Source organism: Pseudacidovorax intermedius (assembly GCF_003350475.1).
Lineage (GTDB): Bacteria > Pseudomonadota > Gammaproteobacteria > Burkholderiales > Burkholderiaceae_C > Xenophilus > Xenophilus intermedius.
On the sequence record NZ_QQAV01000007.1, the window covers coordinates 265,386 to 286,947 of the forward strand.

Consider the following 21,562-nt stretch of genomic DNA (forward strand, 5'->3'; position numbering starts at 1 on the left):
GAAGGACCACCGATGCTGCTGAACCTGCGCGAACTCCAGGCCTTCAAGGCCATCGCCGAACTCGGCTCGCTGGGCAAGGCAGCCGAGGCGCTGTCGCTGACGCAGCCCGCCTTGACGCGGACGCTCAAGCGTCTGGAGCGGCAATTGGGTGTGCCTCTGTTCGAACGCCATCCGCATGGCATGGCGCTGACGAGCTACGGACATGCGCTGGCGCCGCATGCGGGGCTGCTGCTCAGCGGCTCGGACGAGGCGCTGCGCGCGGTGAACGAGTTGCTGGGCCTGTCGCGCGGCACGGTGCGCATCGGCGCGGTCTCCAGCGCCGTGGAGCACCTGCTGCCGCCAGCCATCGGGCGTCTGCTTGCAGCCCGTCCCCAGCTGCAGGTGCAGATCGTGGAGGCGCTCTCGGACGAGTTGCTGCTGGCACTGGGCAAGGGCGAGATCGACCTGGCCCTCGGCTTTTCGGCGGCCGAGGACGAGGATGTGGTGCTGGTCTCGGAAAGCGGCTGGCAAGAGGGCTGTCATGTGGTCTGCGGGGCGGGGCATCCTCTGCTGGCGCGGCCGACCGTGTGCCTGGCCGACCTGGCCGGCGAGCGCTGGGTGCTGCCGCCGCGGCGCATGGGTCCGCGCGAGGAATGGCAGCAGCTGTTCTGGGATCACGGCCTGCCCGCGCCGTCGGTGGCTGTGGAGGCGCGCTCGATCAACGCTATCCGCGCTCTGGTGGCCGGCAGCGGCTTCCTCAGCTGGATGCCGCGGTTGCTGCTTAGCGGCTCGCAGCCGCTGCCGCGGTCCATCGAGGTGCTGCCCGTGCGGGAGGTTCAGGCGGTGCGCAGCTTCGCGCTGTACCAACGCCGCCGCGGACTGCTGCCGCCGGCCGCGGCCGCACTGCGCGACGAGCTGCTGAAGCAGGTGGCGGCCCTGCCCGCATCGGCGCCACTGCGCCGCCCGCAGCGGGCGGCTCGGGGTTAACACCGCATACCGATCCGCTATGGCATTGCACGCCGATGTCATGGGTACCCCGGCGCGACGTTTCCTAGACTGCCGGTCACCCCACCTCAAGGAGACCGGCAAGATGGACGATCAGGATTGGCAACGGGTGCTGCAGGCGCGCCGCGAGCGGGTGCGCCACCAGGTCAGTGCAGAAGAATGGGTCGCGCGCGAGGACCTCGCCGCCTGCTACCGGCTGTGCGTGCACTACCGCATGACGGACATGATCTACAACCACATTTCGCTGCGGGTGCCCGGCCGGCACGATCAGTTCCTCATCAATGCCTTCGGCCTGCTCTACAGCGAGGTCAGTGCCTCGAACCTCATCAAGGTGGATCTGGACGGCCAGCCGGTGGACGAGACCGAACTCGAAGCGAACCCGGCCGGCTTCGTCATCCACGCGGCGGTGCACAAGGCCCGGCCCGATGTGGACTGCGTCTTCCACACCCACACGCGTGCGGGCGTCGCTGTCTCCGCCCAGCAGGAAGGGCTGCTGCCGTTGTCGCAGCATGCGATGCGCTTCTACCAGCGCATCGGCTACCACGACTACGAGGGCATCGCGCTCGACCTGGACGAGCAGCAGCGCCTGGTGCGCGATTTGGGACCGCACAAGGCGCTGATCCTGCGCAACCACGGCCTGCTCACGGCCGGCGCCACGGTGCGCGATGCCTTCGAGGAGATGTACTACCTGGAGTTGGCCTGCCAGATCCAGCTGGACGCCACCGCCAGCGGCCGTCCCGTGATGCTGCCGCCGCCCGCGGTGTGCGCCCATGCGGCCGAGCAATTCGCCGGCTCCAACAGCTACATCCGCAACCGCGACTGGCAGGCGCTGCGACGGATGCTGGACCAGACGGATCCGGGTTATCGGCAGTGAGGGGCTGAGGAGGGCCAGGCCATGCGCGCCTGATGTGGCTTGTGGCCTGTGGCGTACTGGCCTGTTGAGGCAATGGGCTGCCAGCCCAGAAAAAAAGCCCGACCAGGTCGGGCTTCAACGCATTTCTGCGGATTGGCAGGGAGGCGCCAACCACCTCGTTGCGGAGGCGAGCGAAGTTTAAGGGCGGAGGTGTTGTATTGAGATAGGAAGTTCTTCACTGTTTGTCCATTCCCCTTTCGGTTGATGGGGCCACGAAAAACGAAAGAACGTAAACAAATGGCAATTAAGTCAATCAGCTGATATTTGCTCGCCGGACTCAATAAGCGCGCGTCTATGCGCTGTGGAAGCAGGCGGCACCGGCCTCTGCGCTGCAGAACTCGGCGTGCGTGGGCAGGCGGCAGTGCGCGGCCGCAATGCTGACCATCCCCTGATATCGGCGGCAGGGCCTGCAGGTGCGACCGGCCTGTGCGGCGCAGAACGCACCTGCTGCTCCGCCCCGCACCCCGCGTCAGCTCATCGACTGTGAAGGGGGCGACATCTGCGTGGCCGCACGGCAGGCACATTCCGTGCTTTTTCACGTTCAATCGGTCCTCCGGACCATTCCGCTCAACCCCTTCATCCCATGCACTTCCCCTTTTCACGCACCGTGACGGCCACGCTCGTCGTGACGGCCGGCTGGCTCACCGGCTGCGGCGGCGGCTCGGGCTCGACCGTGTCCTTGGCCTCGCCACTCCCGCAGCCGCCTTCGGCGGGCACGCCATCGCCCGCGCCGGCTCCCGCCCCCACCGAGCCCACGGCGCCTGTGCGCACCGTCAGCTTCGACCCCGCCCTGTGCACGCTCCAGGCGGGCGCGCCCTATGGACAGACCGTGGGCATCACGGGCACCAACATGATGGTCACCTCGGCCGATGTGCAGGCCTCGATGGCGGGCTGTCGCATCCTGGCCTCGGGCGGCTCCGCCATCGATGCGGCCATCACGGTGCAGGCCATGCTCAACGTGACCGAGCCCTTCGCGTCGGGGCTCGGGGGTGGCACGGTCATCACCTATTACGACGCCGCCACGAAGAAGGTGCGCACCTTCGACGGCTTCTCGGCCGCGCCAGCCACCACCGGCGGCGTGGCGGACATCTACCGCGCCGTGGCGCAGGACGTGAGCACCACGGGCGGTTTCAATGTCTGCAAGACCGGCCTCACGGCGGGCGCCAGCATCTCCTCGCAGCAGGGCAACACCAACATCTCCGCTCGCGCGGCCGGCGTGCCCGGCACGCTGGCGGTGCTGGACCTGGTGCACAAGTCCTATGGTCGGCTCGCCTGGAACAAGCTTTGGGACGAGAGCATCGCCACGGCCACCGACGGCTTTCCGATGACGAAGTACATGTACCAGACGCTGTACGCCGACTCGGGCGAGTACGACGACGACGGCAACCCGGTGTCCGCCGGCAGCGGCGTGCCGGCCTGGGTCAACTCGGCCGGCACGGTGCGCGGCGCGGCCCGTTGCAAATACCCCGACATCAACGCCCGCTACTGCCTGCCGAGCGACACCACCAAGCAGCAGCCGCTGCCCGTCGGCACGCTGATCCGCAATGCGGAGCTGGCCGACACGCTCACCAAGGTGCGCGACGGTGGCGCCGCTGCCTTCTACGATCCGGCCGGCGCCATCGCGCCGGCCATCGTTGCAAAACTGACCACCGGCCAGTTGCCCTGTGCGTCGGTCCTGCCCTCGGCCGGCACCAGCAGCAACCCCAGCACGGCCAGCACCATCGCCCGCATCCCCAGCCTGATGACCGCGGCGGACTTTGCCAGCTACAAGGCGGTGGAGCGCAAGCCGCTGGTGGGCACACGTTTCGGCATGACCATCTACACGCAGCCGGCGCCGTCCTTCGGCGGCGTGGTCACGCTCTACAACCTGGCGCTGATGGAGCGCAAGGCGATTGCGGACACGGCCTTCAACAGCACCGCGTGGCTGCACCTGGTGACCGAAGGAAGCCGGCTGGCCAATGCCGACCGCCGCAACGTGGTGGGCGATCCGGCGTACTCCAACATCAACGAGCGCGTGGCGGCCCTGCTGTCGCCGGCCTACCTGGCCAGTCGGGCTGCGCTCATCGGCGACACGGCGCTGGGGACGGTTCCGGCCGGCGGCACGGGCGACGGCATTCCCGCCTTCAGCAGCACCGATCCGACGGTCTACGACCCGATGGCCAGTGCGCGAACCTCGCCCATCGTGCTCGCACGCCACACCCCGGCCAGGCCGACGCGCCTGGCCAAGGCCGCCGCCGAAGCCGGCCATGAGGACTGGAACACCACGAGCAACGTCGCCATCATCGACGGCTGGGGCAATGCGCTGTCGATGACCACCACCATCAACACGCACTGGGGCGCCCACATCGAGGCCGCGGGCATGATGATCAACAACGTCATGTCCAACTTCTCGGCCAGCACGCCGGGCCTGGACGTCAACGGCTACGCCGCATTCAAGCGCCCGCGCAGCTCCATCGCGCCGGCCATCGCCTTCGATGCGGAGGGGCGCCTGCGGCTGGTGTGGGGTTCGGCCGGCGGCGGCCCGATCCCCGACTACATCGTCAAGACCTTCCTGGGCCATGTGGTCTACGGCATGGACCTGCAGGCCGCAATCAACGCCGACAACTTCACCGGTCAGAACGGCATCGCCCAGCTCGAAGCCGGCAAGCCCATCGCGGACGAAGTGGCGCGCCTGATCAGCGGCTATGGCAACACCAGCAGCAACGCGCAGGTGACGGGGCTGACCAGCGGCCTGTCGGGCATCGCCGTGGGCTACGACGCCAACGGCTTTCCCATCTACCGCGGCGCGGCGGACAACCGGCGCAACGGGGGCGCGAGCGGGTACTGAAGACGGTGCCCGAGGTGGCCTCGGGCGCCAGTGGCAGGCCTTGGCACCCTAGCGCTGGCGCACCCGCGCCACCGCCGCGTCGGTGATCGCCAGGGCCTGGCCAAGGTGACTGGTGGCGTCGAACAACCCTGGCGTCTCGGCCAGCAGCGGCGCGAGCGCGGGGTCCGCCAGGGCCGCCTGCTGCAGCGAGCAGCCCTGCGCCTGGGCGGTGCGGGCGAGCTGCTTCATCTTCTCGTGCGCGCTGTGCTTGCCCAGGCGGCCGGCCAGGGCGAAGGTGATGGCTTCGGACAGCACCAGCCCCTGGCTGCGCGCCAGGTTGGCCGCCATGTTCTGTGGCATGACCACCAGCACGTCGAGCAGTCGCTGCAGCATCGCCAGCAGGTCGGCCATGCCCGCGCACATCTCGCGCAGCACCTCGCCGTGCTGGGCCGAATCGCGTTCGTACACGATGCCGATCCAGGCCAGCAGCGGCTGCAGACGCGCGCTCACCTCGCGGGCACGCGACACCACCTCGATGCTGAGCGACGGATTGCTCTTGTGCGGCATGGTCGAAGAGCCGACGGCGCCGGTGGCCTCGCGCAGCTCGTCCAGGTCGTCGCCGCACAGCAGGAAGATCTCCTGCCCGATGTGGCCCGCCGTCCCGGCCGCCAAGGCGACGGCGCAGCCGAATTCGGCGAAGCGGTCGCGGCTGCCCTTCCAGTCCACGGCCTCCGGTGCGTCCAGGCCCAGCTCGGCCATCACCTCGCGCTCGATGGTGGGCCCGGCGTCGCCGAAGGAGGCATAGGTGCCCACGGCCCCGCTCAGGATGCCGGTGCGGTAGCGCGCCAGCCAGCCCTGCAGCCGCTCGATGCTGCGGCCGTGTTCGGCCAGCCAGGTCGCCACCTTCATTCCGAAGGTGAAGGGCAATGCATGGCGACCCAGCGTGCGGGCCACCATGGGCGTGGCGCGGTGTTCGGCGGCAATGTCGGCCATGCGCTGTTCGATGCCGCGCATCTGCGCCACCAGCCGCGCGCCGGCGGCCTGCAACTGCTGCACCAGCACCGTGTTGAACAGGTCGGCGGTGGTGGCGCCGTAGTGCAGCCATTCGCGGCTCCCGGGCGCCAGCTGCGCGCGCCAGGTGTCGAGGATCGCCACCAGCGGATGGCCTACCTTCGCGCGATGCCGGGCCCATTCGTCCTCGGGAAAGAAGGACAGCTGCGCCTTGGCGGCCATGTCCTCGGCTGCGGCCTGCGGGATCAGCCCGCGCCGCGCCTGCACGCGGGCCAGTGCGGCCTCGAAGGCCAGGATGCCGGCCACGCTGGCGCGCGCCGAGAATATCTCGTGCACCGCGGCGCCTTCGGGCGTGGCACTGGGGTCGTCGGACAGGCAGAGCAAGGCGGTCGTCCTCGGCGTCGTCTTCAGCGGTCGAGCTTCACCGTGGCGGCGAGCTTGCGGTAGCGGGCGTCTTCGCGCGCCATCAGTTCGCCGAACTGTGCCGGTGTGCCCGGCTCGACGCGATAGCCGAGCTTGGCGAGGCCTTCGCGCACCTCGGGCTTGGCCAGGGTCTGCGTCAGGGCTGCGTTCATGGTCGTGATCACGGCGGCTGGCGTCTTCGCCGGCGCGAGCAGGCCCATCCACGCGTCGGTGGTGAAGCCCTTGATCTCGCGGCCTTCGTTGATGGTGGCGATGTCCTTGGCGCGCTCGTCGCGGTGCAGGCTCATCAGGCCCAGCGACTTCATCTTGCCGTCCTGGATGTAGCCGATGGCCGAAGGCAGCGTGACCACCGCCAGGTCGACCTGGCCGCCCAGCAGGTCGGCATTGAGCGGCGCAGCGCCCTTGTAGGGCACGGTGAGCCAGTTGACCTTGGCCTGGCTGGCCAGCATGGCGGTGGCCACATGCTGCAGTGTGCCCAGGCCGGGCACGCCGACGTTCAGGGTGCCGGGCTTCTGGCGCGCCAGCGCGAGCAACTCGTCGATGGTGTTGGCGGGCAACTTCGGGTTGGCCACCAGCACGAAGGGCGTGACGCCGATCTCGCCGATGGGCGCCAGGTCCTGATGCTTGTAGGGCGTGCCGGCCGTGACGATGGGCGCGAGCACCACCTCGTTGACGGTGCCGGCCAGCAGCGTATAGCCATCGGGCGCGGCGCGCACCACCTTCTGCGCTGCGATGGCGCCCGACGCGCCGGCCACGTTGTCCACCACCACGGTCTGGCCCAGCACCTGGCCCAGGTGCTGCGCGACCAGCCGCGTGACGGTGTCGGTGGCCCCGCCGGCCGGGAAGGGCACCACCAGGCTGATCGGTTTGGCCGGGTAGTTCTGGGCAGCGACCAGGCTGCCGGAGAGCGCCAGCGCGGCGCCGAAGGCGGCGCGGGCGAGGAGCGTGCGGCGGTCGAGGCCGGCGTGGGCATGGCGGCGGAAGGTCTGCATGAGGTCGTCTCCAGCGATGTGGGGTGCGGCAGATTTTTGGCGCCGCCTGTCCAGGCAGCAACGCACGACTGGGCCTAAGCTATAGGGTCAACCTATAGCCAATTCGTCCCGACCCATGTCTGCCGCCGATGCCGCCGCCTCCCTCGCCCGCCGCCTGCTGCACTACGCCCGTCCGCGGCAACTTCAGCTGGTCGTGCGCATGGCCGAGCTGGGGGCGATGCAGAAGGCCGCGGCCGACCTGGGCATGAGCCAGCCCTCGGCCACCGAGGCGCTCAACCGGGTCGAGGCGCTGCTGGACCTCACGCTCTTCGACCGCCACGCGCGTGGCGTGCGCCTCACGCGCGAGGGCGCGCTGCTGCTGCCGGCGTTGCGGCGCGCCCTGGACGCGTTCGACCTGTTGGCCGGCGATGCGGCTCGCCTCGCGCAGGGGGCCGGCGGACTGGTGCGCATCGCCGGCATTGCGGCGGCCAGCACGGCCATCGCCGCGCCGGCGCTTCCGGCCCTGTGCGCGGCCCAGCCGGCGCTGTGGCTCGACTACCGCGAGATCGAGGCCGCCGACATTGCCGCCGTCTGCCAGGACCGCACGGCCGATCTGGTGCTGTGCCGGGCCTCGGTGCAGGTGCCGGCGGGCCATGAGTTCACGCCGCTGCGCGCGGACCGCATCGGCGTCTACTGCGCGAGCGACCATCCGCTGGCGCGGCGCCGCAGCGTGGACCTGCAACGCTGCGCCAAGGAGACCTGGTTGCTGCCGCCCGAGGGCTCGCCGCCGCACGCGGCCTTCGCGGCGCTGTGCGACACGCTCGGTGCCCCACCGCCGGTGGCACGGGTGAGCACGCGCACCCTGGCGCTCGGCGTTGCGCTGGTGTGCGAACTGCGGCTGCTGTACGTGGGGCTGGACAGCCACATGGACCGCTTCGTCGCATCGGGCCGGCTGCACCGGCTGCCCATCGACGTGCCGGGCGCGCCGGTGCCCATCGGTTGCCTGCATCCGCAGCAGCTGGCGTCGGAGGCGGCGGCCACCGTGCTGACCCACCTGGTGCGGTGGGCCTCAGGCGGTGGAGACAGCGCCAGGCCTGATGCTCAGTAGGGACCGGCCTGCGGGGCGGCGGCCACGCCCGCGCCGCGGCCGAAGTCGGCCGCCAGCTTGCGCGAGGCCTGCACCAGCAGCGTGATGTCCAGGCCCACCGCCACGAAGGTGGCGCCCAGGTCCAGGTAACGGCGCGCCAGCGTGGCATCGCTGGTCAGCGTGCCGGCGGCCTTGCCGCTGGCGACGATGGTGCGGATGGCGTCGTCGATGGCCGCCAGCACTTCGGGATGGCCGGCCTTGCCGCGGTGGCCCATCGAGGCCGCCAGATCGGCCGGGCCGATGAAGACGCCGTCCACGCCGTCCACGGCACAGATCGCCTCCAGGTTCTGCAGCGCCGTGCGGGTCTCGGCCTGCACCAGCAGGCAGACCTCGTCGTTGGCTTCGTCCAGGTAGTCGCGCCGCCCGCCCCAGCGCGAGGCCCGGGCCACGGCGGCACCGACGCCGCGGATGCCTTCGGGCGGATAGCGCGTGGCCGACACCAGCGCGGCGGCCTGTTCGGCCGTGTCCACCATGGGCACCAGCAGCGTCTGCGCGCCGATGTCCAGCAGTTGCTTGATGAGGGCGGTGTCGCCGTTGACGGCCCGCACCACCGGATGGCTGCGGTAGGCTGCCACCGATTGCAGCTGCGGCAGGATGCTGAGCACGTTGTTGGGCGCATGCTCGCCGTCGATCAGCAGCCAGTCGAAGCCGGCCGTGGCGCAGGCCTCGGCCGAGTAGGAGTCGGCCATCGACAGCCACAGGCCGACCTGGGCCTGGCGCGCGGCCAGGGCGTTCTTGAAGGGATTGCTCATGGCGAAGTCTTTCTCTCGTCTCGTTCAGTCCAGCTGTCCCTGGCAGACGTACTTGATGTGCAGGTAGTCGTCGAGCCCGTGCACCGAGCCCTCGCGGCCATAGCCCGACTCCTTGACACCCCCGAAAGGCGCGGCCTCGGCCGCCAGGGCGCCTTCGTTGATGCCGACGATACCCGTCTCGAGCGCATCCGCCACACGCCAGATGCGCCTTACATCCTGGCTGTAGAAGTACGCGGCCAGGCCGAAGGGCGTGTCGTTGGCGGCGGCGAGCACCTCGGCCTCGTCGTCGAAGCGGGTCAGCGGCACCACCGGGCCAAAGGTCTCCTCGCCGCTGCAGGCCATCTGCGCGGTGGCGCCCGTGAGCACGGTGGGCGCGAAGTAGTGCGGGCCCAGCACGTCCAGCCGCTGGCCGCCGACGAGCACGGTCGCGCCCTGGGCGACCGCATCCTGCACATGGCGAGCGATCTTCTCGACCGCGCGGACATTGATCATGGGGCCGATCTGCGAGGCGGGATCGCTGGCCGGGCCGACCTTCAGCGCGCCGACCCGCGCGGCCAGCTTGCGCGCGAAGGCATCGTGCACGGCGCCGTGCACGAACACACGGTTGGGGCAGACGCAGGTCTGGCCGCCGTTGCGGAACTTGGCCGCCATCAGGCCCTCGACGGCCGCATCCAGGTCGGCGTCCTCGAAGACGATGAAGGGCGCATTGCCGCCCAGCTCCAGCGACAGCTTCTTGAGCGTGTCGGCACTGCGCCGTGCCAGGTGCTTGCCCACCGGCGTGGAGCCGGTGAAGGTGATCTTGCGCACGCGCGCATCGTCCAGCCAGGCATCGACCACGGCGGGCGTGCGCTCGCGCGAGGCGGTGACGATGTTGAGCACGCCGGGCGGCACGCCGGCCTCGTGGGCCAGCAGCACCAGGGCCAGCGAGGTGAGCGGCGTGTCCTCGGCGGGTTTGCACACCACGGTGCAGCCAGCGGCCAGGGCGGGGGCGATCTTGCGGGCGATCATGGCGGCCGGGAAGTTCCAGGGCGTGATGGCAGCCACCACGCCCACCGGTTCGCGCAGCGCGAACATGCGCCGGCCCGGCATCGGCGCCGGTATCACCTCGCCGTTCATGCGCGTGGCCTGCTCGGCGAACCATTCGATGTAGCTGGCCGCGTAGGCCACCTCGCCCTTGCCTTCGGCCAGGGGCTTGCCCTGCTCGCGGCTGATGAGGCGGCCCAGGTCGTCCTGGTGGGCCATCACCCGGTCATTCCAGCGCTTGAGGATGGCGGCGCGCTGACGCGCCGGCACCCTGCGCCAGGCGCCGAAGGCCGCCTGGGCCGCATCGACCGCGGCACAGGCCTGCGCCGGCCCGGAATCCGGCACCTGTGCGATGCGCTCGCCGGTCGCGGGGTCGGTCACGGCCAACCAGCCCTCGGCGTCGTCGCGCCATTGGCCGTCGATGAAATTGGCGGTGCGCACCAGTTCGGCACGCGAAAGGGTCAGGGACATGGGTCGAGGCTCAAATGTGGCGAGTGGAAGGCGTCAGGGTTGCGCAGAGCGTCCGAAGGCCGCGAAGCGGCATGGGGGGTGTCAACTCACGATCCCCAGGTGCCAAGGCACGAACTCATGGTCGCCCAGGCCCAGCGCCTCGCTCTTGGTCTTCTCGCCGCTGGCGTGGCGAAGGATCTGCCCGAAGATGCGCTCGCCCATCTGGGGCACGTCCAGCTCGCCGTCGAGCACCAGGCCGCAGTTGATGTCCATGTCCTCTTCCAGCCGGCTGTACATGGCCGTGTTGCTGGCGAGCTTGATGGTGGGCGCGGGCTTGCTGCCGAACATGGAGCCGCGGCCGGTGGTGAAGCAGATCAGGTTGGCACCGCTGGCGATCTGACCTGTGGTGGCCACCGGGTCGTAGCCGGGCGAGTCCATGAAGACGAAGCCGTGTTCTGTGATCGGCTCGGCGTACTCGTACACCGCCCGCAGCGGCGTGGTGCCGCCCTTCATGGCCGAGCCGAGCGACTTCTCGAAGATGTTGGCCAGACCGCCGGCCTGGTTGCCCGGGCCCACCACGCCGTTGAACTGGCCGTTGTGGCCGCGGGTGTAGCGCTCCCACCAGGCCAGGCGGTCCAGCAGCTTCTGGCCCACGGCCGGGCTGATGGCGCGGCGGGTGAGCATGTATTCGACGCCGTGGATCTCCGGCGTCTCCGACAGGATGGCCGTGCCGCCGTGGCGCACCAGGATGTCCATCGCCGCGCCCAGGGCCGGGTTGGCGGTGATGCCCGAGAAGCCGTCCGAGCCGCCGCATTCGAGGCCCACCTTGAGATGGCTGGCGGGCACCGGCACGCGCTGCACGTCGTTGGCCGCGGGCAGCATGGCCTCCACCGCGCGGATGCCGGCCTCGATGGTGGCGCGGGTGCCGCCCACCTCCTGCATCACGAAGGTCTTCAGGCGCTCGCCGGCCGCCAGGCCCTGCGAGGCGACCAGGTCGGCCACCTGGTTGCGTTCGCAGCCCAGCCCGACGATCAGCACCGCCGCCAGGTTCGGATGGTTGGCATAGCCGGCAATCGTGCGTCGCAGCACATCGAAGTGCTCGCTGGGCGAGGACATGCCGCAGCCGCTGCTCTGCGCAAAGGCCACCACGCCGTCGACGTTCGGATAGGCCGCCAGCCGCTCCGGCGTGAAATGCGCCGCCACACGCTGGATCACGGTGGCCGAGCAGTTGACCGACGAGATCAGGCCCACGAAGTTGCGGGTGGCCACCCGCCCATCGGGCCGCACGATGCCCATGAAGCGGGCGCGTTCGGGCTCGGGCAGGTAGTCCACCGGCCGCACGTCCTGGCCAAAGCCTGGATCGCGGTCGAAGTCGATCAGCACGATGTTGTGCGAATGCACATGCTCGCCGGCCTCGATGTCGCGCGCGGCGGCGCCGATGACCGTGTCGTACTTGCGCACCGGCTCGCCGGCGGCGATGCGGCGTGCCGCGATCTTGTGGCCTGCCGGCACCTGGGCGCGCAGGCGCAGGCCCAGCTCCGGCAGCGGCTGGCCCAGCGCCAGGGGCGCGCGGGCGATGAGCACGTTGTCGTGGGCGTGCAGGCGGATCAGGGTGGCGGCGTCGGGCATCGTGGTGGGGCAGGGCGGTTGTGTCGGTCACCCCGGCGGGGCGACCTGCAGGGGTTCAGCTCTTGAGGAGCTCCTTGAGGTTCAGGCGCTCGATGAGCACCTTCTCCTTGTCCATGGTGGCAGAGACGTACTTCTGGTAGTCGGGCGCATCCTGGTACATGAGCGGCGCATCGATGCGGGCGCAGGCCGCGGTGAACTCGGGGCTGGCGGCTGCAGCCTTGAAGGCGGTGCGCAGCCGCGCCAGCACGGGCGCCGGCACGCCGGCGGGGGCGCCGATGCCATTGGGCGCGTCGACCACCACGTCGTAGCCGGCGTCGCGCAGCGTGGGCGTGTCCTTGAACTCGGCCGAGCGTTGTTCGCCCCAGGTGGCCAGCAGCCGCAGTTGCCCGGCGCGCACCTGCGGCGCCCAGGAGCTGGAATCGGCCAGCACGTCCACATGGCCGCCCATGAGCGCGGCCAGCGCATCGGCACCGCCCTTGAAGGGAATGGCGTTGAACTTCACGCCGGCCGCCATCGCGAACTCTTCCATGCCCACGTGGGTGGCACCGCCGAAGCCGGCCGTGCCGTAGGTGACCAGGCCCGGCCGGGCCTTGGCGTCGGCCACCAGGTCCTTGAGCGTCTTCCAGGGCGCGTTGCTGCGCACCGCGATGCCGAAGGTCTGGCCCGACACGCGGGCGATGTAGCTCAGGTCCTTCAGCGGGTCCACCTGCACCATGCCGAGCTGCGAGAAGCGCGTGACCGAGATCGGGATCTGGCCGATGGTGTAGCCGTCGGGCTTGGCCGAAGCCAGGGCCTTGAGGCCGATCATGCCGGAGGCGCCGGTCTTGTTCTCCACCGCGATGGCCTGGCCCAGTTCGCGCGACGCGGCGGTGCACAGCGCGCGCATGGTCACGTCGGCGGTGCCGCCGGCCGGCCAGGGGCACAGGAACATGATGGCGCGCTCGGGGTAACCGGCGGCTTGGGCACTCAGGGCGGGTAGCGCGGCGGCGGCGGCCGTGCCCAGGCTGCCCAGCACGAAATGGCGGCGGGTGGTGTTCATCGCGGTGTCTCCGTTCTTGGGATGCGGCGCATTCTGGGCGGCCGTGCCATGAGATGCCAATGAAGAAGCAGACTGGCTTCATGCCGTTCTGGTTATGCTCGTTGACCATGGCCGACATCGACCGCGTCCTGCGCTCCAACCTCAAGCTCCGGCATCTGCAGCTGCTGGTGGCGCTCGATGAATTCCGGCACCTGGGTCGCGCGGCGGAGTTCCTGTCGGTCACGCAGCCCGCGGTCTCCAAGGTGCTCGCCGAGATCGAGCGCATGTTCGCGCTGCAGCTGTTCACCCGCTCCACGCGTGGCACCGAGCCCACGGCCTACGGTGCCACCGTGGTGCGCTTCGCCCGCTCGGTGCTGGCCGACTACCAGCGCACCCGCGAGGAGATCGCCGCCGTGGCCAGCGGCGGTGCCGGCCGCGTGAGCGTGGGCGCCATGGTGGTGGCCATGCCGGGCCTGCTGGTCGATGGCGTGCGGCTGCTCAAGCAGCGCAGCGCGCTCACGGCCGTGCTGGTGGAGGAGGGCGATCTCACCCGCCTGCTGCCGCGCCTGCGCGTGGGCGAACTGGACCTGATCGTCGGCCGGCTGGAGCCCGGCTATGCCTCGCCCGACCTGGAGACCGAGGCGCTCTACACCGAGCGCATGTGCATCGTGGTGCACCGCGACCATCCCCTCGCCACGCGTCGGCGCAAGCCGGGCTGGGCGGAGCTGGCGGGCCAGCCCTGGGTCATGCCGCCACCCTGGGCCTCGTCGCGCATCAAGCTCAACCAGCAGTTCTACCGCCACCAGCTGGTGCCGCCGGCCGATGTGGTCGAGACGGCCTCCTTCCTCGCCACCTTCGCCTTCGTGCGCGACCTGCAGGCGGTCGGCTTCGTGGCCGAGACGGTGGCCCAGCGCTTCGAGGCCGAGGGTTTCCATGCCATCGCGTTGCCGGTGCCCATCGAGCTGCCGCCCGTGGGCGTCATCACCCTGCGCGGACGGCGCCGGCCGCCGGCCGCGGTGCAACTGCTCGAGTGCCTGCGCGAGGCGACAGTGCGCCACGGCCTACCCCGCGCGCGGCGTGCCGTGGCTAGCATCGGCCGGCCGAAGACCTGAGGAGGCGCCCTTGCCCAGCACCCACCACGACACCGACCCCGGCATGACCGAAGCCGGCCGCCTGCGCGCGCTGGCCGAGCTGCAGATCATGGACACGCCACCCGAGTCGGCCTTCGACGACGTTGCCTGGCTGGCGGCCTCGATCTGCCAGGTGCCGATCGCGCTGGTCACGCTGGTCGACGCCGAGCGCCAGTGGTTCAAGGCCCGGTGCGGGCTGGACTTCGACAGCACACCCCGCAACGAGGCGTTCTGCACCCATGCCATCGCGCAGTCCGACCTTCTGGAGGTGCCGGACATGCGTGCGGACGCCCGCTTCGCCGGCTATCCCTCGGTGCTCGGCGCGCCGCACCTGCGCTTCTATGCGGGCATGCCGCTGATCGGCGAAGCCGGCTGGCGCTACGGCACCTTGTGCGTCATGGACCGCACGACGCGCAGACTGTCCGACGTGCAGCGGGAGTCGCTGCGGCGCCTTGCCGCCCGTGCCGCTGACCTGCTCGAAAGCCGCCGCCAGCGCATTCTGGGCGAGAGCCGCGCTGCCGCCATCGCCGAACTGCTGGAGGCGCTGCCCGATGGCGTGGTGACCTGCGACGGCAGCGGCACGCTGCAGGAGTTCAACAAGACGGCACGCGATTGGCACGGCGTCGATCCCCGCGCGTTGCCGCCAGCGCAGTGGCCGGCCTACTTCGGCCTGTGCGAGGCCGACGGCCGCACCCTGCTGGCACCCGAGCGGGTGCCGCTCGCCCGGGCCTATGCGGGCGAGAAGGTGCGGGGCCAGGCCATCGTGATCCGTACACCGGGCATGGAGCCGCGCACCGTGAGCTGCAATGCGAGCCCGCTGCGCGCCCCCGACGGCCACAGCCTGGGGGCGGTGTGCACCATGCACGACATCACCACCCAGGCGCATGAATCCCGCCAGATGGAGGTGTTGGCCATGACCGATGCGCTCACCGGCCTGCCCAACCGAACGGCCTGGTTCGCCGAGCTGGAGCGGGCCCTGGCGCGCGCGCGTCGTGCCGACCTGCCGGTGGTGGTGGCCTTCATCGACCTGGACGGCTTCAAGGACATCAACGATGCCCATGGCCACGCGGTGGGCGACGAGGTTCTGCGGGAGTGCGCCCACCGCCTGCAGGCCAGCTGCCGCCAGGGCGACTACATCGCGCGGCTGGCGGGCGATGAGTTCGTGCTCTTCCTGGACCACGCCAACCCGGCAGCGGCGGACCTGGCCGCGGTGGCGCAGCGTATCCAGGCAGCCCTGGGTGCGCCCTTGCAAATTGCCGGGCGTGCGCTGGCCGTCGGCTGCAGCATCGGCTTCGCCACCGCCACTGCCGACCAGGCGAGGGCGGAACACCTGCTGCACCAGGCCGACGCCGCCATGTACCGGGCCAAGCGCGACAAGTCAGTGCCTTTCGTGGTGGTCGACGCCGCGCAGCCCTGAGCCAGCCGGGCGACTACGCCGGCGCTGCAGCCAGCCGTCGGCCGACCAGCGGCCGCCGCCATGCACCAGCAGGTACAGCAGCAGCCCCGCCCACGACAGGTGCGTGGGCCAGGCCGACGGGTAGACGAAGAGCTGGATCACCAGCGTCATGCCCAGCAGCCCCAGCGCCGGCAGGCGGGTGAACAGGCCCAGCACCAGCAGCAGGGGCAGCACATGCTCGGCTGTGGCGGCCATCTGCGCAGCCAGCTCGGGCGGCAGCAGCGGCAGCCGGTATTCCGTGCGGAACAGCTCGTAGGCGCTGTCGTTGATGTGGAACCAGCCGTCGACCTTGGTGCGGCCGGACTGCCAGAAGATCGCCGCGATGGCTACGCGGTCGATCAGAGCGAGGGCGTCGTGCCAGGCGGCGCGTCGGCCGAAGGCGGCAAGACGGTCTCCCAACGGGGCGTTCGAAGGGGGAAGCGAAGTGGCATTCATGGTTCGTGGGTGCAGGTGGGGTCGAGGCACAGCGCCTGCCAGCCGAGCAGCTGGCCGATGAGCGTGGCGATGGCGCAGCCGGTGTCGGCCGCGACGGCCCGGGCGCTGGCGTCGAGCAGCGTCTGGCCATCGGCACAGGCGTCCAGGAAGGCGCAGCCGGCGCGGTCCAGCGCATGCCACTCGACCGCCTCGCCGGGCCGCACGAGCAGGGCGCCATCGGGCTGCCAGGAGAGTCCGGCCAGATCCGCCGACTCTGCGCCGGCCCGCGCGGCCTGCCAGATCGCGAAGGCCGGCGCATCGGCATGCCAGGCCCAGCGGGCCGAGGGCAGGGGGCGCAACCGCAGTTGCCCCAGGGCGTCGTGCGGCAGGGTGGAAAGGAGGCCAGCGTGCACCGGCTGGGCATCCGCCGCCTGGTGGGCGTCCAGCCACAGACGGTCGAGCCGGCACACCGCTCGCAACCAGGGCATCTCGGCGGTCGAAGGCAGCCCCCCCAGAAAGTCCGGCAGACCCTCGCCGTAGCGCAGCAGACTGGCGTCGGTCGGCAGGTCATGCCGCAGGTACTCGGCGGCGGCGCTGCGCAGCCAGTCTTCGCCAACCAGCCGGCTCGTGGCCGGATGGTTGGCGATGAGCGCGTCGATGCAGGCACGGCGGAAGCCGTTGCGGTAGACGGCCAGGCCGGGTTGGGCTGCCAGCGGGCCTTCGGCGTGGGGCGCGAGCAGGGCGGCGTGCAGCAGGTGTTCGAAGTCCTCGGCGGCGTCGCCGGCGCAGCCCGTCCTGGCACGAGACGCTTCGTCGTCGCCAGCCTTGCGGACCCGCGCAACGACGGCAGGCCGGGCGCTCACGCCAGGGCCTCCTGCCTGGACACTTCATCCAGGCACTGCTGCGCCTGGGTGCGCTCGGCCATCAGGTCGGCGAAGGCGGGCACGTCGCCGTCGCGCTCCAGCAGCACGGGCCGTGGTCCATGCCGACCCAGAAAGTGCCGGAGCAGGCCCCACACTTCGGGCGCCACGGCGCGGTCGTGGGTGTCCACGAGCAGGGCTTCGCCATGCACCGGGTCGGGCGAATGGCCGGCGATGTGCAGCTCCATCACCGCCTCGGCGGGAAAGTCGTCGAGGTAGGCCTGCGCGTACTGGCCCAGGTTGCGGCAGGACACGTGCACGTTGTTCACGTCCAGCAGCAGGCCACACCCGGTGCGCGCCACCAGTTCGGCGAGGAAGTCGGTCTCGGCCCAGGTGTGGCCGTCCAGGTGCAGATAGTGCGAAGGGTTCTCGATGGCCAGGCGCCGGCCCAGTGCCTGCTGCGCCCGGTCCACGCGCTCGGCGATGCGTGCGAGCGAGGCATCGGTGCGCAGCACGGGCAGCAGGTCGGGCAGGTAGCGGCCGCCCGCGCGCGACCAGGCCAGGTGCTCGGAGACCCGCACCGGCCGCAACCGATCCACCAGCGCGCGCAGGCGCCGCAGGTGCGCAGCGTCGAGCGGGTCGCTTCCGCCCAGCGACATCGCCACGCCATGCAGCGACAGCGGATGCCGCGCGGCGATGCGCTCGAGCCAAGCCAGGCGCGGGCCGCCATCGACCATGTAGTTCTCGGGATGCACCTCGAACCACAGGCCTTCGGCATCGGCGGTGAGCGCCTCGTCGAAATGCTGTGGTTTGAGGCCCAGGCCCGCGCCGGGCTGCGATGGCGGTTGCGGCATGGCGATGCGGTCCGGCGATCAGGACTTCATCGGCGTCAGCGAGCCCATGCCCTTGGGCGTCTTCATGCTGGTGCAGGTGCCGGCCGGCACGTTCTTCCAGGCGTTGGCCTGGTAGTCGACCTTGGAGGTGCCGGCGCAGGTGGTGCCAGGGCCGGCGGCGCAGTCGTTCTTGCCGGCGAGGGCGACGCCGTAGCACTTCTCCATCTTGGCCATGTTGTCGGCGGGCTTGCTGTCCTGCGCATGGGCGATGCCACCGGCCAGGGCGGCGAGCAGGAAGGCGGTGGAGGCGAGGGGGCGGGTCGAGGTCATGGTGAAGGCTCCTGATGAAAGGGTGGAAGGTCGGAATCGGCACCGCCATCGCGGCGACCGTCTGCTAGTTCCGCCCCGGCGCGGCGGCCGTTACGCGGCGGCACAATCGCCGACAAAAAAATAAAAGCGCCGCGCCTGTAACCCGCAGGCCCGCCGAGGCGAATGGAAAGAGGCCTGTCCGAATGAGTACCGCCGAAGCCCATCTGCGCACGCTGTTCCTTCGGGGACTCGATGGCGATGCAGCCGCCTACCGCCAGTTCCTGTCCGAGCTGGCGGCTCACCTGCGCGCCTTTCTGCGTCGGCGCCTGTTCGGCTGGCCCGACGACGTCGAGGACCTGGTCCAGGAGTGCCTTCTTGCCATGCACAACCAGCGACACACCTACCTGCGCGACCATCCGGTGACGGCCTGGGCGCATGCCATCGCGCGCCACAAGCTGATCGACCACCTGCGCCAGAAATCCTCGCGCGAGGCGCTGCACGAGCCGCTGGACGACGCGCTCGAACTGGTGGCCGACTCGGACACCGACGCGCAGGAGGCGCGCCGCGACCTGCTGGTGCTGCTGGAGACGCTGCCCGACCGCCATCGCCTCCCCATCGTGCACACCAAGCTGCAGGGCCTGTCGGTGGCCGAGACGGCGCAACTGACCGGCATGTCCGAATCGGCCGTGAAGGTGGGCGTGCACCGCGGCCTCAAGGCCCTGGCCGCCCGGCTCGGCATCGACAAGGAGGCCGCCGCATGAAGACCGATGACCTAGTGACCCTGCTGGCGCAGGACGCGGCGCCGGTGCCCGCGGCGGCCGCCTCGCGCCGCCTGTGGCTGGCGCTGGTCTGCAGCCTGCCGCTGTCGCTGCTGATCATGCAGGCAGGCTACGGCATGCGCGGCGACCTGTGGCGCGTGATGGCGCTGCCCATGCTGTGGGTCAAGCTGGCCGTGTCGCTGTGCGTGGCGGCGGCCGGGCTGCTGATGGTGCGGCGCCTGGCCAGTCCGGGCGTGGGGCCCGGCCGCGCCGGCTGGCTGGCCGTGGTGGCGGTCGGGCTGCTGTGGGCGCTGGCCGTGTGGCGCTGGATCGACATGCCGCAGACCGTGCGCATGCCGGCCCTGATGGGCCAGACCTGGCGCACCTGCGTGGTCAATATCGGCCTGATCGGGCTGCCGGTGTTCGTGGCCGCCTTCTGGATGCTGCGCGGTATGGCCGCCACGCGGCCGCGCCGCGCGGGGGCCGCGGCCGGCCTGCTGGCGGGCGGCGCGGGCGCCACGGTGTACGCGCTGCACTGCCCGGAGCTGACGGCGCCTTTTCTGGCCACCTGGTACGTGCTCGGGATGCTGCTGCCGGTGGCCGCCGGGGCCGTGCTGGGGCCGCGGCTGCTGCGCTGGTGAGCGTCAGACGAGCGTGACGCCCGCCCAGCGGCCGTCCTCGACCAGCGCGCGCACGCTGTCGCGTACCACGCCGCGCGCCGCCAGCACGGCGGGCGGCAGCTCCTCGTCGGACCGGCTGCACAGCAGGTTGACGCGGCGCGCAACCGGCGCGTCCAGCCGGGCATGGCGGAAGCGTCGGTCGGCATCCGGATAGCGGCCCAGCGCGGCCCAGGGTTGCAGCGTGGCGCCCAGGCCGGCATCCACGGCGGCCATGACCATGGCCAGCGAATCGACCTCCAGCACCACCCGCGGCGCGATGCCGGCGCGGTCGAAGGCAGCGTCGATGGCGCTGCGCAGCCCGTGGGGGCCGGTGGGCAGGATCAGTGGCTCGGTGCGCAGCGCCTCGATGTCCACCTGCGACGGCAGCGCGGGTTGGCCGATGGAGCGGATCAGGAACAGTGCTTCCTCCATCAGCGGCAGCACCTGCCAGCCGCGGCCCGCGCCGCCGGCCGGCTCGTGCAGCGCCAGCGCGTCGGGTCGGTGGCCGAAGAGGATGGCGATGTCCAGCTCGCGGGCACGCAGCATCGCGGCCAGGTGGCCCGACATGCCCTCGACCATGTGCAGCCGAACCTCGGGGTAGCGCTCGCGCATGGCCTGCATCAGCGGCAGGCCCAGCAGCGCCGACGTGGTGGGTGCCAGGCCGATGCTCACGCTGCCCGACAGCCGGGCCTGCTGTGCCGAACGCACGGCCTGCTCCGCATGCCGCAGGGTGAGCTTGGCCTCGTGGAAGAAGGCGAGCCCCGCCTCGGTGGGCGTGACGCCCTGCGGCGTGCGCTGCAGCAGCCGCGTGGCCAGCTCGCCTTCAAGGCGCGAGACCTGCTGACTGAGCGCCGACTGCACCACGTCCAGCTCCAGGGCGGCGCGGCTCATCGAGCCGGCCTCGACGATGCGGACGAAGTAACGCAGCTGGCGCAGTTCCATGGCCCGCGATTGTCCTCAGCGCCCGGGCCGCCGTCGCCCGGTCATGCCAGGGGCCGCGCAGGCGCTCATTCCGCCGTCAGCTTGCGCGCCCGCGCGATGGCGCCCCACTGGTCGTATTCCTTGCGCATGAAGGCCGCGAACTCGGCCCGCGTGGTGGGCTGGGGCGTGAGCCCGTGCTTGGTGAGGGCCTCGCTCACCGCCGGGTCGTTCAGCACCTTGACGATCTCGCGGTTCCAGCCGTCGAGGATGGGCGCGGGCGTCTTGCCCGGCGCGACGAAGGCATACCAGTTGAGCGCCTCGAAGCCCGGGTAGCCCGATTCCGCCATGGTCGGGATGTTGGGCAGGTAGGCCGGCCGCTTGAGGCTGGTGGTGGCCAGCGGGATCAGCGTGCCCGCCTCCACATGCGGCATGGCCGTGGGCGGCGCCGCGAAGTACGAGGCGATGCGCTCGCCCAGCAGGTCCTGCAGCGCGGGCGCGCCGCCCTTGTAGGGCACGTGCACCATGTTCACGCCGGCCCGCTGGTTGAACAGCTCGCCCGCCAGGTGCGAGGCCGAGCCCGCGCCGGTCGACGCGAAGTCGATGCTCTTGCGCTTGGCGAGCGCGACGAATTCCTGCAGGTTGTGCACGCCCAGGCCCTTGTGCACCACCAGCACGTTGGGAAAGTACACGCCGCCCGAGACGGGCGCCAGGTCCTTGAAGGGGTCGTAGCTCAGCTTCATCAGGTGCGGCGCGATGGTCAGCGGCCCGACCGAGCCGAACAGCAGCACCGTGCCGTCGGTGCGCTGGCCGGCCACGTACTGGTGGGCGATGTTGCCGCCGGCACCGGCCTTGTTGTCCACGATGACGGGCTGCCCGATGTTCTCGGACAGCTTCTTGGCGATCAGCCGCGCGGCGGCGTCGGCCGCGCCGCCGGGGGCGAAGCCCACCACCAGCGTGACCGGCTTGCGGGGCGGGAAGTCCTGTGCCTGGGCGTCCCGTGCAAGGGCAGGCATCAGCGCGGCGGCGCCCAGCGCGGTGCAGGCCAAGCGCGCCAGAGCGTGGCGGCGTGTGGAAGCGGTCATCGTGTCTCCGTAC

Annotated in this window: 20 protein-coding genes; 8 read left to right on the forward strand and 12 right to left on the reverse strand. The window is 70.9% G+C overall.

The annotated features are described in order from the left end of the window. The first annotated feature begins 12 nt into the window (after nt 1-12). The 3 genes from DFR41_RS18280 (at nt 13) to DFR41_RS18290 (ending at nt 4,724) form a co-directional block, all read left to right on the forward strand. A complete protein-coding gene (locus DFR41_RS18280; protein ID WP_017762060.1) occupies nt 13-966 on the forward strand; it encodes a LysR family transcriptional regulator in 954 nt (317 codons plus the stop codon). Between the two features lie 103 nt (nt 967-1,069). Further along, the gene (locus tag DFR41_RS18285) at nt 1,070-1,858 is read left to right on the forward strand and encodes a class II aldolase/adducin family protein (RefSeq protein WP_114803774.1); all 789 of its coding nucleotides are present in this window, start codon (nt 1,070-1,072) and stop codon (nt 1,856-1,858) included. Nucleotides 1,859-2,480: 622 nt separating this feature from the next. After that, a complete protein-coding gene (locus DFR41_RS18290; RefSeq protein ID WP_114803775.1) occupies nt 2,481-4,724 on the forward strand; it encodes a gamma-glutamyltransferase family protein in 2,244 nt (747 codons plus the stop codon). A gap of 48 nt (nt 4,725-4,772) precedes the next feature. Here DFR41_RS18290 and DFR41_RS18295 read toward each other — a convergent pair whose 3' ends face one another. Both DFR41_RS18295 and DFR41_RS18300 read right to left on the reverse strand, forming a co-directional pair. Next, nucleotides 4,773-6,098, reverse strand: coding sequence for a lyase family protein (locus tag DFR41_RS18295; protein ID WP_114803776.1), 1,326 nt, complete (start codon nt 6,096-6,098; stop codon nt 4,773-4,775). Nucleotides 6,099-6,121: 23 nt separating this feature from the next. Continuing rightward, a complete protein-coding gene (locus DFR41_RS18300) occupies nt 6,122-7,129 on the reverse strand; it encodes a Bug family tripartite tricarboxylate transporter substrate binding protein (protein ID WP_114803777.1) in 1,008 nt (335 codons plus the stop codon). A 115-nt stretch (nt 7,130-7,244) separates the two neighbouring features. On the opposite strand from DFR41_RS18300, the gene DFR41_RS18305 reads away from it, so the two are divergent. Next, nucleotides 7,245-8,216, forward strand: a complete 972-nt coding sequence (locus tag DFR41_RS18305; RefSeq protein WP_114803778.1) for a LysR family transcriptional regulator — start codon at nt 7,245-7,247, stop codon at nt 8,214-8,216. On the opposite strand, the gene hpaI is transcribed toward DFR41_RS18305, so the two are convergent. The 4 genes from hpaI to DFR41_RS18325 form a co-directional block, all read right to left on the reverse strand. Continuing rightward, complete coding sequence (gene hpaI, locus DFR41_RS18310) at nt 8,210-9,007, reverse strand: 4-hydroxy-2-oxoheptanedioate aldolase (protein WP_017757491.1); 798 nt, start codon at nt 9,005-9,007, stop codon at nt 8,210-8,212. The genes DFR41_RS18305 and hpaI overlap by 7 nt on opposite strands. 24 nt (nt 9,008-9,031) lie before the next feature. Then, nucleotides 9,032-10,501: an NAD-dependent succinate-semialdehyde dehydrogenase gene (locus tag DFR41_RS18315; RefSeq protein WP_114803779.1), complete on the reverse strand. Its 1,470-nt coding sequence runs from the start codon at nt 10,499-10,501 to the stop codon at nt 9,032-9,034. Between the two features lie 81 nt (nt 10,502-10,582). Next, nucleotides 10,583-12,109: a UxaA family hydrolase gene (locus tag DFR41_RS18320; RefSeq protein ID WP_114803780.1), complete on the reverse strand. Its 1,527-nt coding sequence runs from the start codon at nt 12,107-12,109 to the stop codon at nt 10,583-10,585. A gap of 55 nt (nt 12,110-12,164) precedes the next feature. Then, a complete protein-coding gene (locus tag DFR41_RS18325) occupies nt 12,165-13,148 on the reverse strand; it encodes a tripartite tricarboxylate transporter substrate binding protein (protein ID WP_114803781.1) in 984 nt (327 codons plus the stop codon). 107 nt (nt 13,149-13,255) lie between these two features. Here DFR41_RS18325 and DFR41_RS18330 point away from each other — a divergent pair, with 107 nt between their 5' ends. Together DFR41_RS18330 and DFR41_RS18335 are read left to right on the forward strand one after the other, a co-directional pair. Then, nucleotides 13,256-14,239, forward strand: coding sequence for a LysR substrate-binding domain-containing protein (locus DFR41_RS18330; protein WP_114803811.1), 984 nt, complete (start codon nt 13,256-13,258; stop codon nt 14,237-14,239). Between the two features lie 10 nt (nt 14,240-14,249). Continuing rightward, the gene (locus DFR41_RS18335; RefSeq protein WP_211322621.1) at nt 14,250-15,674 is read left to right on the forward strand and encodes a diguanylate cyclase domain-containing protein; all 1,425 of its coding nucleotides are present in this window, start codon (nt 14,250-14,252) and stop codon (nt 15,672-15,674) included. Here the strand turns inward: DFR41_RS18335 and DFR41_RS18340 are convergent. From DFR41_RS18340 to DFR41_RS18355, 4 genes are read right to left on the reverse strand one after another with little or no spacing between them, the layout of a single operon-like run. Further along, on the reverse strand, nt 15,636-16,148 hold the full coding sequence (locus DFR41_RS18340) for a DoxX family protein (RefSeq protein ID WP_081682432.1): 513 nt from the start codon (nt 16,146-16,148) through the stop codon (nt 15,636-15,638). The genes DFR41_RS18335 and DFR41_RS18340 overlap by 39 nt on opposite strands. Then, entirely contained in the window at nt 16,145-16,990 is an 846-nt protein-coding gene (locus DFR41_RS18345; RefSeq protein ID WP_114803782.1) for an HvfC/BufC N-terminal domain-containing protein, read from the reverse strand. Before DFR41_RS18345 ends, DFR41_RS18340 begins: the two co-directional genes overlap by 4 nt. Beyond that, entirely contained in the window at nt 16,987-17,841 is an 855-nt protein-coding gene (gene bufB, locus DFR41_RS18350; protein ID WP_114803783.1) for an MNIO family bufferin maturase, read from the reverse strand. Before bufB ends, DFR41_RS18345 begins: the two co-directional genes overlap by 4 nt. An 18-nt stretch (nt 17,842-17,859) precedes the next feature. Then, entirely contained in the window at nt 17,860-18,150 is a 291-nt protein-coding gene (locus DFR41_RS18355; RefSeq protein ID WP_114803784.1) for a BufA1 family periplasmic bufferin-type metallophore, read from the reverse strand. Nucleotides 18,151-18,332: 182 nt separating this feature from the next. Here DFR41_RS18355 and DFR41_RS18360 point away from each other — a divergent pair, with 182 nt between their 5' ends. Next, complete coding sequence (locus DFR41_RS18360) at nt 18,333-18,890, forward strand: sigma-70 family RNA polymerase sigma factor (RefSeq protein WP_017761004.1); 558 nt, start codon at nt 18,333-18,335, stop codon at nt 18,888-18,890. Further along, the gene (locus DFR41_RS18365) at nt 18,887-19,528 is read left to right on the forward strand and encodes a DUF1109 domain-containing protein (protein WP_114803785.1); all 642 of its coding nucleotides are present in this window, start codon (nt 18,887-18,889) and stop codon (nt 19,526-19,528) included. Before DFR41_RS18360 ends, DFR41_RS18365 begins: the two co-directional genes overlap by 4 nt. 3 nt (nt 19,529-19,531) lie before the next feature. Here DFR41_RS18365 and DFR41_RS18370 read toward each other — a convergent pair whose 3' ends face one another. Together DFR41_RS18370 and DFR41_RS18375 are read right to left on the reverse strand one after the other, a co-directional pair. Continuing rightward, nucleotides 19,532-20,488, reverse strand: coding sequence for a LysR substrate-binding domain-containing protein (locus DFR41_RS18370; RefSeq protein ID WP_114803786.1), 957 nt, complete (start codon nt 20,486-20,488; stop codon nt 19,532-19,534). A 65-nt stretch (nt 20,489-20,553) separates the two neighbouring features. Continuing rightward, nucleotides 20,554-21,549 (reverse strand): Bug family tripartite tricarboxylate transporter substrate binding protein, encoded by a 996-nt coding sequence (locus DFR41_RS18375; RefSeq protein ID WP_017758697.1) that lies wholly within the window; start codon nt 21,547-21,549, stop codon nt 20,554-20,556. Nucleotides 21,550-21,562 lie beyond the last annotated feature (13 nt).